The organism is Microcystis sp. M109S1, assembly GCF_020247025.1.
In the GTDB taxonomy this organism is placed as follows: Bacteria; Cyanobacteriota; Cyanobacteriia; order Cyanobacteriales; family Microcystaceae; genus Microcystis.
This window is the reverse complement of sequence record NZ_JADBRW010000392.1, coordinates 1-11,443: the sequence shown is the minus strand read 5'-3', so window position 1 is coordinate 11,443 and position 11,443 is coordinate 1. Positions and strand designations below refer to the sequence as shown.

Here is an 11,443-nt window from a genome sequence, read left to right as displayed (position 1 = left end):
TAAGTTTAGAAGAAAAAGAATTTAATCGCCAGTTATCAAGAGAAAGAATTGTTATCGAACATATTCACAGAAGTCTGAAGAGATTTAGAATTTTATCATCAAGATACAGGAATCGGAGACGACGTTTTGGTCTGAGATTTAATTTAATCGCTGGCATTTACAACTACGAACTTGCTTTAGGCTATAATCAAGTAGCTGAATAAGACTTTTGCAGGAGGTCTAATGTATAGGCACAAAACACCAAGATAAAATAAAGTGGTGTAATCGGTTATAAATCACTCCGAAGGCATTATTGGTCATTTGAGTTAGATTTTTCCTTTCACTTTCTCCTAATAATCCTCCTAAATAGGGCTGGCTGAATAAATGTGAAATATAGACTAGGTAAGGGTCTTAGGGTCTTTTTTCGCGAAACAGGTGCAAGATTTTGAGAGAATCATGTTTCAAAACCTTACATCTTCATCGGCCCGCGTCCTGTAGGGCGAAGCATTCGGGCATAACCTATCGCTGAAACCGTAGATTTCCTATCCGAATGCTTCGCCCCTACTTTTTCAGCAAACCCTAAATACTGTCTGAACCCATTTTTTTGCGCTTCGCTCTTGAAGCAATTGTCAAAACGTCCACACCATCGGTCAAAGCAGGGAGGCATCGCGGCCGGGGTTGTCTCTTTCCTTTCATCGCTGCTCTCTCAGCGTCAAGTGCTTATTCTATAACGATTATACTCTTGTTGATCGTTTAAGTCCCACTAGGATAAATTGATCTCTAATAACCCCGGTGGTGGCGCAATCTCGATGCGTGCCGCTTTCAGATCCACCAGTGGAACAATTTCTTTGACGAAGGGGACCAAGGCCCTGGCCTCTGAGTCGGAGGATGGACTTTTTTTCTTGACAGAGGCGAGATTTGCTTCTAGTTGCACTGCTAAAATGTCATTACCCGCCCAGAAAATATCTACCACAACCCCGATTTTTTCTCCTGTAAGGTGATGATAAACCTCTAAGTTCACTAGCTCGCTAACATGATATTCATCCGCTTTTAGGTGAGGTTTTTCTAGTTTATTTGCCCATAATTTATATCCGCGCAAAGCTTCGGCTTGTTCCCGATTTTCAACCCCCTCTAACTTGATAACATAAACATTTTTGCCCGGTAGCTCACGTCCCCTGAGCAGAGTAATTTCTCGGATTTCTCCCCCTTGGATCCCTTGTATTCCCCTCACCCCTCGCTTCTGAAAACGTTCGGGAAAATCTGATACCGATAAAACTCGCAATTCTCCCTCCAGTCCCTGGGGTGCTACTATTGTCCCAATTTCTAGCCAATTTTCTTCCATTGTCTCGACATTTTTTGCTATAGCTTTCCCTAGTATATAGCCTTTTTTGTCTCGCTCCTAGATATTAAAAGTCTTGGTAAAATTTTTAGTTGACCTCTACTCCTGACCATTTTTTGACTTTTTACTGGTGACTTTTTACTGAATTATGACTATTTGGCAAGCGGATTTTTATAAATCTTCATCTTCTTCCCCTCTTGGCACAGTCTGGCAATTGTTAATTTCCGATCCTCTCGGTCATCTTATCTATGAAAATTCCTGTCCCCAATCGCAAGCTAATAGCGACTGGTTAACCCAACAGTTACAGCAAGCTTGTCAAGTCTCCTCCCCAGAAATTATCCAAGTTTTTCGCCCCCAATGCGCCAATTTATTTCTCCTCGCTGGTCAAAATTTACAGATCAAAATCGAGTTAACCCGTCACGTTAACGCCCTCAAAAAACAGCTAGAATTGCGGCAAATCCCCATAAATATCGACTCTCCTCCACCACAACCCGTACCCGTCCAATTTTTAGGTCAAGAGTGGCGTTTTGCTCGTTTTCCCGCCGTTGATTTAGTTAACTTTTTTGGCGATCGCCGAATACCGATTCTTTCCCTACCAGAGGCCTTTTCTCCTTTAAAACTAGGTTTAGCCTCCACTTTAATGATCCCCGGTGTGGTTATTACCGGTGGTAAAAAATCTCTGGCGATCGCTCGTTGGTTAGGGGAAATTAACCCGGTATTTATCGCTCATATTCCCACAGAAACGGGGCGATCGGGCGGTTTAGTCTTGGAATCGGGTCTAAATGAGCGTTGGATTTTCCTGACCTACGATGATGAAGAAGTGGCCCAGGCAGCCAATGCTTATCAAGCAACCAAAGAGGAAAGCCAAGGTTTGCACTTTCTTCTCATACAACCGGATGATTCCGGTCGCACTTTTACCGGCTTTTGGCTACTGAAACAAGTTTAACCCCCAAGCTGTCCCCAAGAGGCAGAGAATGCCTGCTAAACCCGCTAAAGGTTGGTTATAGATACCTTTAACCCAAACCCACCCAGAATCGCTGTAAGACATCAATTCGGCACTGTCTAGCAAGGCCAATCCCCATACCCAACCGCCATGAAGTCCCCAAGCTAATCCTAAACTACCATGATCGATCGCCCGCGCCCAGACCAGAACCATCCCCATCAGAAATAAACCGGGTAGTTGCGGCAGAGTTTGCTGACGTTCCCAAAGCAGGTGCAGCAGGGCAAAAATTAGGCTAGAAATGGCTCCCGCCACCCAAAAACCGTATTCTTGGCTTAATTGGCTCAAAAAGATGCCCCGAAAGATTAATTCCTCGGTAATACCCACCCAGAGGGCCACTATCAACAGGGGTAAACTCAAGGAAAAAGCGCGAGCGAGGTTTTTGGGCTGCCAATGTACCCATGTCAAAATCCCCTCTAGGAAAAAAATTATCCCTAATCCCACCACTGCTAGGATTAATCCTTTACTTAGGGAGATAAATAGGGAAAATGACCAAATTAATCCGTAATTATGGAGGCTGCTCCCCTCTATCTTGAATAATCCCCAGATAACTAAGGGAGCCAATGCGTAAAGAGAGGCCACCAGTGGCAATTTCTGGTCAGGTTTTGTACCTTGCAGCGGTTGCCATCCCAAACGACTCCCTAAAACAATGGCAATCGGCAGCCAGAAAATTAACCAGGCTAACAGGAAAATAATAATTTTTATTAAGGCAGCCATGTCCATTGTCAATTAGGTGCTAGGGAACTGGGGTGTGGGGTGTGGGGTTTTGGGGTTTTGGGGTATTAGTTGAAATTTCCCTACCCCCTACCCCTAACACCCATAAAACAAACCCTCTAGGGATAAAATAACTGTGGAACTTTGCTCTGGAAAAGCCTAGCTCCAACAAAAATCCATCCCTAGGGGGTTGCGAAAAAGAAGAAAAAGTGCTTAAGGAAAACCCCTCGAGTTGATGAAAGAGGCGGTCAGGGGTTAGAATTAGGGATAAGAATCTATATTGTCTTTTTGGTCGGTCTTGTCAAAACTAGCCCTTTTGACTGCCGATTTTTTTTATCCTTATCCCTACTTCGTAACCTATTTAAGCTTCTACCGATTCTTCTGATTCCGTTTGTTTGAGGTGGATGTGCTTGTAGCCAAGTTTGATTTCAAACTCATCGCCGGGCTGCAAGTTCATTTGTTCGGTATAGGTGGAACCGATGACGATTTGACCATTTTTGTGGACACTAACCCGGAAAGTGGGTTCGCGGCCGCGGCCATCTTTAGTGCCTTCGGGATCGAGAGGAACCCCTTTTGCACCCAAAACAGCATCGTAAAAGTCGGTTAAATTGACCCGAACTTGGCCATCTTTACTTTGGGAGTAGTAACCACAACGTTTTGCCGTTTCGCGACGGGGTAAGTGGGCCAACTCTTTGACTTTTTGAAGTAGAGCTTTCCCGGTTAGGGGAGTAGGAGAGATATCATTCATGGTACTTTTAAATGTTCCTTGATTTTTGACTGGCTGTCAATTAAGTTTACACTGACAAATTGATCATACCAAAAATCTTGCCAAAAATGTCTAGAGGGGAATAATAAATTTTTTAAAACTGATGGTTCTGTGATGACAATCGTGCTAAGAAGACCCCAGACTAGGTAGTAAGTGTAGGCCTTGTGGGGGAGAGGAAATTTTTGGCCAAGACTCGCGCAATTTTTGGTCGGGTGCGAGGAAAACAGGGAGGAGAAAGTGAGGACATAAAACGGATCAAGCTATACCTGGCAAGGAATTGAGAAACTATACTTGTGGTTGGAGTTGGCAAAAAACTAATGACCCAGAGCAGTAAATCCGGGGTGATTAAACTGTTTTCGAGCGACTTGCCCATCTATGATTAGGTCTAGATACCCACCCCTTGGCGCAACCGACCAGGGAAAATCTTAAGGATTAATTACCATTACTAGCTCCCCTTTGGCCCGTTAACATCGATTATCCTGAGTATTAGGAGTCCCTCATCCCCGTGCCGAGTATGGAAGTTTCTTTTAAAATTCTGCGTCAACGACCCAACGACACCCCTTACCTAGAAAATTTTACCCTAGAGGTGGAGGCGGGAAATACAATTCTCGACTGCCTTAATCGCATCAAATGGGAACTTGATGGAACTTTGGCCTTTCGTAAAAATTGCCGCAATACAATTTGTGGCAGCTGTGCGATGAAAATTAACGGCCGTTCGGCCTTGGCTTGTCAAAAAAATATCGCCAGTGAATTAAACCATTCTAGCCAAAAAGATGTCGGAGAAATTCCCGAAATCACGATCGCCCCTCTGGGGAATTTACCGATTATTCGGGATTTAATCGTCAATATGCAACCGTTTTGGGACGATTTAGAAAAGGTTGAACCTTATATTAGTAGTCAAGCGCGCACCATTCCCGAACGGGAATTTCTGCAAACTCCAGAAGAAAGAGCCAATCTCAATCAGATGGGTAACTGCATTATGTGTGGCGCCTGTTATTCGGAATGTAATGCCAAGCAAGTCAATCCCGATTTTGTCGGTCCCCACGCTTTAGCAAAAGCGCAGCGCACCCTAGCAGATTCCCGCGATGGTAATCAGGAAAGTCGCCTAGAACTTTATAACCAAGGCACCGCAGGGGTTTGGGGTTGTACGCGTTGCTATTTCTGTAATGCGGTTTGTCCCATGGAAGTGGCTCCCATGGATCAAATCGGTAAAATTAAACAGGAAATACTCGCTCGCAAGTCGGACGATAGTAGTCGTCCCATTCGTCACCGGAAAGTTTTAGTGGAATTAGTCAAAGCAGGGGGATGGGTTGATGAACGCAAATTCGGCCTCTATGTGCTGGGCAATTATTGGCGCGATTTACAGGGTTTATTAAGTATTGCCCCCTTGGGATTGCGGATGATTGCTAAGGGTAAATTCCCCACTTCCTTTGAAGCTTCCGAGGGAACCGAGGAAGTCAGAGGTTTAATTACTGCTATTCAAAATTCTCGCTCTTGATCACTCTCGATAGTTAGAGCAATTTTGAGATGATTATGATCTATATTCTATATTGACTGGAGAACCCATTATCATGTTCGATCGAGATAGTATCCGTGGTTTTTCTGCCCTGATTACCCTTGTGGGAGTCGCTTCTAGTTTGGGTTTTAGCTTCAACGCACCGGCTTTCTCCCAAGCTATCTCTAACAATTTACCATTACTCTTAGCCCAAAAAAGCGAAAAGGTGCGCGTAGCGGTTTTAGACTTCGATTATAGCGGTCTCAGTAATCCCCAGTGGTTAACATTTCTCAATGGTGGAGCCAGTGGTGTCAGTGATATTCTCGTCAATAAATTGGTGGAAAGTGGTCGCTATACAGTCATTGAGCGCAGTCGCATTGATGCTGTCCTCAGAGAACAAAATTTGGGGGCTTCGGGACGGGTAGATGCCGCTACTGCCGCTCAAATCGGGCAAATTTTAGGGGTAGATGTGGTGATTATCGGTTCGATTACCCAATTCGATTTACAAAAAAAACAATCTGGTGGCTCGTTTATTATTTTTAGCACCGCCAAGACAGAAACCGATGCTTTTGTCAAGTTAAATGTCCGGGCAATTAATACCACCACGGCCGAAATTATTACCACCGCTCAGGGAGATGGTACTGCCAATCAATCCGATGGTTCCACCGTGGTTTTAGGGGTTGGGGGTGGTTCCCAAACCTCCAACGAAGGGAAATTACTCAGTATTGCCACCGATAAGGCAGTGGCGCAGGTGGTGGATAATCTCAATGATAAAGCCGACCAAATCGCCGCTACACCTCGCTCGCTCCCGACTGTCACCGCTTTAGTGGCTGCCGTGGCAGGAAATCAGGTAATTCTCAATAAAGGTACGGGAGAAGGCTATCGTGTCGGTTTACGCATTTCCATCGAACGGACGACTCAAACGGTCAAGGATCCGCAAACGGGTAAGGTTATCCGTCAGATTACTCAACCGATTGGCACTCTCGAAATTGTCGAAGCTGATGGTCAATCTAGCGTCGGTCGCATCATTACCGGTAATGGTTTTAAAGTCGGTGATTTAGCTAAACCCATTCGTTAATTGGGGATTGGAGTGTAGGGTGTAGGGTGTGGGGTGTTGTAGGGTGTAGGGTGTGGGGTGTAGGGTGTGGGGTGTAGGGTGTGGGGTGTAGGGTGTGGGGTGTAGGGTGTGGAGTGGTGGGGAGATCGGTAAACTTAAAACTCAAATCTGATCACTGATAACTGATAACTGATAACTGATCACTGATAAGTGAACACTCACGAAAATTTGAAGTTATGTAAAGCGAACCCCGGGGTCAGGTAAGACAACCGATAGAATTTATGATCGGAATCCTTTGGATATTCCCTAGACCAGAGCGATTAACGAAAATTATCAAAAAATGATACAAGATAAAAAACCCACGGTGATCATTACTGGGACAACTTCTGGAGTCGGTCTCTACGCCGCTAAATCCCTTGCTCAAAGAGGTTGGTTTGTGGTTATGGCCTGTCGGGATATCCCGAAAATGGAACAGGCTGCCAAGGAATTGAACATTCCCCGGGATAACTACTGTATTGAATTTATCGACCTCGGTTCCCTCGATAGCGTCCGGCGCTTCGTTAAAAATTTCCGGGCCTTGGGCCGCTCTCTAACCGCTTTAGTCTGCAATGCCGCTATCTATCTGCCTTTGCTCAAAGAACCCTTAAGAAGTCCCGACGGTTATGAATTGAGCATGGCCACCAATCATTTAGGTCATTTCCTGTTGTCGAATTTGCTCTTGGAAGATCTAAAAAATTCTCCCTCTCCCGACCGCCGTTTAGTCATTCTCGGCACTGTCACCCATAATCCCGATGAATTAGGCGGTAAAATTCCTCCTCGTCCCGATTTGGGCGATTTAGACGGGTTTGCCAAGGGTTTCCAAGAGCCGATTACCATGGCCGACGGCAAAAAATTTGAATCGGTCAAAGCCTATAAAGATAGTAAGGTGTGTAATGTTCTCACCATGCGGGAACTGCACAAACGCTATCACCAATCGACCGGAATCACTTTTACTTCCCTCTATCCGGGTTGTGTGGCCGATACACCCCTTTTCCGCAACCATTACCCCTTTTTCCAGCAGTTTTTCCCCTGGTTCCAGAAAAATATCACCGGTGGCTATGTTTCCCAAGAATTAGCCGGGGAAAGAGTCGCTATGGTGGTTGCTGACCCCGAATACCGTCAATCCGGCGCTTACTGGAGTTGGGGCAATCGTCAGAAAAAAGAGGGTAAATCCTTTGTTCAAAGGGTTTCTCCTCAAGCTCGCGACGATGAAAGAGGCGCAAAAATGTGGGAATACAGCGCTAAATTAGTCGGATTAGCCTAATTTACGATTTTAAGACTAAAAAAGGACACAAGTTAACTTGTGTCCTTGTCGAAACGGGGAGGCCAGAGCAGCAAGAAACAATCCATAACTGGGTTTTTAAAGCTCGATCGGCAGTTAATCATATTATTAAAAACGGATTTGGTATTATTCCGATTTTATTGCAAGCTTTTACCAATCTTGACGGACAAGATTAGTGAACTTTCCTCAATAATCACTTGATCGGTAAAAATTTTTAAGTCAGAAAATTCAAAAATTGCTGGATGACAAAAGCATTAGACAAATCAATAAAAAATGCCCCGACCAAAGGAACAATAACAACTGCTTGGGGAGAAGCACCAAAATTTTCCGTTACTGCTGTCATATTGGCGATTGCTGTAGGAGTTGCCCCCAAAGTTAACCCCAAATAACCAGCGCAAACTACTGAGGAATGATAGTTTTTTCCCATTAAGGGAAAGACCAGTAAAACAGTATAAATAATACTGAGTGAGAACTGCACTAATAACAGGATAGCAATCGGTCCAGCCAAATCGATCAATGTCCATAATTTTGACGCTCCCATCGCTCTCATGCGAGGGATTCCCTGTTCATCCAGTTACCTTATCTATTAGGCTTTCACCTAATAGACAGTGGGTCGGCATTTTCAAAGGGTTTTACCATTATTCAGCAAGCCCTAATTATTAATAAAAAATTCACTATTATTAATCCCTTTAATCAATAAAATTATTTTACTGGTTAATGATGATAAATTTAGCATTAAGTAGGTGATATTCGTACCAATGCCGCCGGTTTAATCATTGCTAAATCAGGGGAACTTTTAAATAAACCTATTAACGGCTCAGATTCATTTTTATCTTGATGATTTTGAGTAGTTTTGGCAAGTATCAAAACCTCAACCACCTCACCCACATTTAATTCAGGGTTGGCAATTTGAATTTTATTACCGGGTAAAACCTGAGTGCTTATATGTAGAATATCTCGTGTCATTTTTTTAACAAATAAATAAAGGAAGAGATTTGACTTCTAGTATAACCCGCCATTAACTGACCCCGATGATAAGGCTGTAGTCATCTCCTTACCTTAACTGATGACAAAATAACTTGATTCTCCGAATAACTTGAGAAAAGTTGCTCAAAATATAGCCTCAGCAACACAAATCGGCTTATCTCTAGGTAAATCCTTGCAGGAGTGGCATTGTACCAGATATTTTCTCTCTGCTCGATTTATTTAATAAGCTCTGCTGATGAATAAAAAAAAATAATAAACTAGGCTTATGAGTATTCGCCTCTACAATCAGTAGCCTTAACCCAAACGCCTTTAAGTTTTTAGGTGTTGTCAGATCTACTCCTGCATCTCGTCTCGAGATATCTCCCCTTGGTGGTAATAGACTTTTTTCAATTGATAATTTACAAGTAGCCACTAAATCTATCCAGTCTGTCCCTGAACCTTCTATAATTCTAGGAATAGTAACACTAGGATTAAGCGCATTGTTTTCTAAAAAGCACAAACAAAACGATATTGACGATGATTAATTGATGTTTAAAGGGGACGTAAGCGATAGCGTTTACGTCTTTTTGCCTAGATTAATTGAGTTTCATACTGAAATTGACTGACTTAGAAATGGCTGGATGATGTCAGATATTGCTGTGTTTGGCTGTAACTTTAAACAGTAATTATAGCCTTGATCATAAAACATTAATTCTTGATTTTCAGGAACAAGAGATTGAAACCAAATGGCAAAAGTAGCACAATCTTCTAAATATCCATCCAAACTAATTCCTTGTCCATCTCGATGTAATGCTCCCTCTAATCTAGTTCCTTTTTCTGGAATTTTAATAACCCATTCGATGCTATAATAATCATCGGGATTAGTTAGGGTTTTAATCGTGGTATCATGCCAAGATTTTTCGAGATTTTCAATAAAATCTACTGTGTTAATTTTCCATTGGGTCGGTTGGTCTGGTGTAATAAGATATTCCATTAAAAACTTCTCCTTTTTACTTAAGGTAAAACGACAACAGTACCAAGAATATTAAACTGACGGAGTAATTTTTCAAAAAATGGTACGGCTTCTCTCATATTAACAATTACTAACAACTTAACCACAGGGGTTTTTTGGTCATTAATGACTGCTCCATAGCGACGAAATTCATTTTTTATATCGCCTTGAACTTTTGTCCGAATAAAAGGGGGTACATTAGAATTATCAACCTAGGGACTATTAGCGGGATTTTCAATAAATTTAGCTTCCATAAGCTCTCCTGTTTCATAATTAATGCCATCTGCCCAAATTTCTTCTCCTCCATCTCGGACTCGAATTTCCTCATTACCACAATGTCTAATCTGAAATTGATAACGCTGATTATAGGTTGGTGTCAGTCTTCGCGGGAAATCTTTTGCCCAGTCTTGTATTAAGTTACTTAAATCTGTCATTCTTGATTGTACTTTAAGTTGATTGAAATTCGTCCAAAATAGCGCACCAGTCCTCTACGATACTACCCTCACCGTTCCCGAAAATAGCCTCTTAAACACTCTTGTTGACACAACTACCCCCACCGATGCCAACACTAGGGTTAGGTGTATTGCTGTCTAAAAAGCATAATCAAGACAACACTAACGACAATTAATTAATGTTTTCATGGGACGTGAGTGATGATGTTTACGTCCTTTTCTCAGCAATTATTGAATAATTAAAATGATTCTTGTGCGGTGGACAAAACCTCTTGATACAGTCTTGTATTAATACGTTTACCCTTAGTAATTAACGCAGCTAAAACTTCCTGAACGCTAGTAATTAATCCTAGTTGTTTGGCGACCAATAAAATACCTAATGTACCAGTAATTTTTAAATTTCGAGATAAAGCAACTCGCCTAGCTTCTAAATCATCAATCAATAATTGATCGGCTTCTAATTCTTCAGCTAAAATCATAGCAGCACATTCACCCCAACCTAAATTAGTTATCGTTTTCAAAGTAGAGACTTTTTCTGAACTGCTAATGGTTCGTCTCTCTATCCAGTCTGCTAATTGAACTAAATTAACTGCTGGATGATTTCCTGTTGTTACCTCATGGTAAACTTCTTGAGGAATAATAATTTTCCCGTAAATGTCATGAAGTAAATTAAGTTTTCCAACTTTTGCTAATTCACTTAAAGGGGTGGTATCAGAGACAATAATCACTTTACTTTTTATATCTCTCTAAAATTTGGAGAGTCTCAGCCACTTCTTGTTGTAATTCTTCTTGGGTTTGCATAGGAAATGGACAAATATTATAGTGATCCATTAAATCAGAAAGTTTATGATGATCGATCTCTAATAATTCTGCGGCACGTCCCGCACTAATATCACCATGACGAAGTAACGTCATAACATAGGCTTCTTTAGCTTTTTTCTCAGCTTCCAGATGATGAATTTCTGGAACTTTAGGTAAAGTTAGAGTGAATTTAATTTCTGTTGTCGTCATTTTAGATTTATTTTGAGTAGCCTATAATTATTTATAACACTTATTTATCCCCACCGATGCCGATAATAACCCCTTAACCTACAGCATCACTGATATGAGCGTCGGAATTGGGAGCAGCGAGAGGGGAGAGGGTAGGGCTGTTTCATTCTCCCATCAGAATATCAAAAGTAAAAGCGATCACTGTCTTTGTAAAATGAGAAGTGACCGGCAACTTTAAAATATATGTTGAGCTTAATAGAAAAACTGAAACAAGTCAAGGACTTTCGGAAAGATAAAGGAAAAAGACACCCTTTATGGATAGTATTATTAGTAATAATACTGGGAACAATGC

17 protein-coding genes and 1 pseudogene are annotated in these 11,443 nt (G+C 42.1%); 8 read left to right on the top strand and 10 right to left on the bottom strand.

The genetic code is table 11. The annotated features are described in order from the left end of the window. The coding region (locus IM322_RS19425; RefSeq protein ID WP_287713308.1) for a transposase family protein at nt 1–203 on the top strand (203 nt) is incomplete at its 5' end. Nucleotides 204–742: 539 nt separating this feature from the next. Here the strand turns inward: IM322_RS19425 and rimM are convergent. Further along, nucleotides 743–1,321, bottom strand: coding sequence for a ribosome maturation factor RimM (gene rimM / locus IM322_RS19420; protein ID WP_286824812.1), 579 nt, complete (start codon nt 1,319–1,321; stop codon nt 743–745). A 145-nt stretch (nt 1,322–1,466) separates the two neighbouring features. On the opposite strand from rimM, the gene IM322_RS19415 reads away from it, so the two are divergent. Then, entirely contained in the window at nt 1,467–2,264 is a 798-nt protein-coding gene (locus tag IM322_RS19415; RefSeq protein WP_287673308.1) for a Tab2 family RNA-binding protein, read from the top strand. Here IM322_RS19415 and IM322_RS19410 read toward each other — a convergent pair. Continuing rightward, a complete protein-coding gene (locus tag IM322_RS19410; RefSeq protein ID WP_287673307.1) occupies nt 2,247–3,041 on the bottom strand; it encodes a CPBP family intramembrane glutamic endopeptidase in 795 nt (264 codons plus the stop codon). The genes IM322_RS19415 and IM322_RS19410 overlap by 18 nt on opposite strands. A 352-nt stretch (nt 3,042–3,393) precedes the next feature. Continuing rightward, nucleotides 3,394–3,780, bottom strand: a complete 387-nt coding sequence (locus IM322_RS19405; protein ID WP_286824808.1) for an AbrB family transcriptional regulator — start codon at nt 3,778–3,780, stop codon at nt 3,394–3,396. Nucleotides 3,781–4,312: 532 nt separating this feature from the next. Here IM322_RS19405 and IM322_RS19400 point away from each other — a divergent pair. From IM322_RS19400 to IM322_RS19390, 3 genes are all read left to right on the top strand, one after another. Further along, nucleotides 4,313–5,296 carry a succinate dehydrogenase/fumarate reductase iron-sulfur subunit gene (locus IM322_RS19400; protein ID WP_287673306.1) on the top strand — a complete coding sequence of 328 codons (984 nt, stop codon included), beginning with the start codon at nt 4,313–4,315 and terminating at the stop codon, nt 5,294–5,296. Between the two features lie 73 nt (nt 5,297–5,369). Beyond that, the gene (locus tag IM322_RS19395; protein WP_286823688.1) at nt 5,370–6,371 is read left to right on the top strand and encodes a CsgG/HfaB family protein; all 1,002 of its coding nucleotides are present in this window, start codon (nt 5,370–5,372) and stop codon (nt 6,369–6,371) included. A 319-nt stretch (nt 6,372–6,690) separates the two neighbouring features. Next, nucleotides 6,691–7,653, top strand: coding sequence for a protochlorophyllide reductase (locus IM322_RS19390; protein ID WP_287673304.1), 963 nt, complete (start codon nt 6,691–6,693; stop codon nt 7,651–7,653). 232 nt (nt 7,654–7,885) lie between these two features. Here the strand turns inward: IM322_RS19390 and IM322_RS19385 are convergent, their stop codons facing one another. From IM322_RS19385 to IM322_RS19375, 3 genes are all read right to left on the bottom strand, one after another. Beyond that, nucleotides 7,886–8,230 (bottom strand): sodium/glutamate symporter, encoded by a 345-nt coding sequence (locus IM322_RS19385; RefSeq protein WP_502863295.1) that lies wholly within the window; start codon nt 8,228–8,230, stop codon nt 7,886–7,888. 176 nt (nt 8,231–8,406) lie between these two features. Next, the gene (locus IM322_RS19380) at nt 8,407–8,637 is read right to left on the bottom strand and encodes a hypothetical protein (protein WP_287673301.1); all 231 of its coding nucleotides are present in this window, start codon (nt 8,635–8,637) and stop codon (nt 8,407–8,409) included. Between the two features lie 181 nt (nt 8,638–8,818). After that, nucleotides 8,819–9,070 carry a hypothetical protein gene (locus IM322_RS19375; RefSeq protein ID WP_287673300.1) on the bottom strand — a complete coding sequence of 84 codons (252 nt, stop codon included), beginning with the start codon at nt 9,068–9,070 and terminating at the stop codon, nt 8,819–8,821. Here IM322_RS19375 and IM322_RS23515 point away from each other — a divergent pair. After that, nucleotides 9,015–9,182: a PEP-CTERM sorting domain-containing protein gene (locus tag IM322_RS23515; RefSeq protein WP_353737532.1), complete on the top strand. Its 168-nt coding sequence runs from the start codon at nt 9,015–9,017 to the stop codon at nt 9,180–9,182. The genes IM322_RS19375 and IM322_RS23515 overlap by 56 nt on opposite strands. Before the next feature lie 62 nt (nt 9,183–9,244). On the opposite strand, the gene IM322_RS19370 is transcribed toward IM322_RS23515, so the two are convergent. Together IM322_RS19370 and IM322_RS23800 are read right to left on the bottom strand one after the other, a co-directional pair. After that, the gene (locus tag IM322_RS19370) at nt 9,245–9,631 is read right to left on the bottom strand and encodes a hypothetical protein (protein WP_287673299.1); all 387 of its coding nucleotides are present in this window, start codon (nt 9,629–9,631) and stop codon (nt 9,245–9,247) included. Nucleotides 9,632–9,651: 20 nt separating this feature from the next. Next, nucleotides 9,652–10,083, bottom strand: a pseudogene (locus tag IM322_RS23800) (restriction endonuclease fold toxin-2 domain-containing protein). 22 nt (nt 10,084–10,105) lie between these two features. Here IM322_RS23800 and IM322_RS19360 point away from each other — a divergent pair. Then, on the top strand, nt 10,106–10,243 hold the full coding sequence (locus tag IM322_RS19360) for a hypothetical protein (protein WP_287673297.1): 138 nt from the start codon (nt 10,106–10,108) through the stop codon (nt 10,241–10,243). Between the two features lie 97 nt (nt 10,244–10,340). Here the strand turns inward: IM322_RS19360 and IM322_RS19355 are convergent, their stop codons facing one another. After that, nucleotides 10,341–10,829 carry a PIN domain-containing protein gene (locus tag IM322_RS19355; RefSeq protein WP_286823681.1) on the bottom strand — a complete coding sequence of 163 codons (489 nt, stop codon included), beginning with the start codon at nt 10,827–10,829 and terminating at the stop codon, nt 10,341–10,343. 1 nt (nt 10,830) lies between these two features. Next, nucleotides 10,831–11,112, bottom strand: a complete 282-nt coding sequence (locus IM322_RS19350; protein WP_286823680.1) for a UPF0175 family protein — start codon at nt 11,110–11,112, stop codon at nt 10,831–10,833. Between the two features lie 222 nt (nt 11,113–11,334). Between IM322_RS19350 and IM322_RS23795 the strand changes: the two genes are divergently transcribed. Next, nucleotides 11,335–11,443, top strand: a 109-nt coding sequence (locus tag IM322_RS23795; RefSeq protein ID WP_502859344.1) for a transposase family protein, incomplete at its 3' end; no start/stop codon positions are given.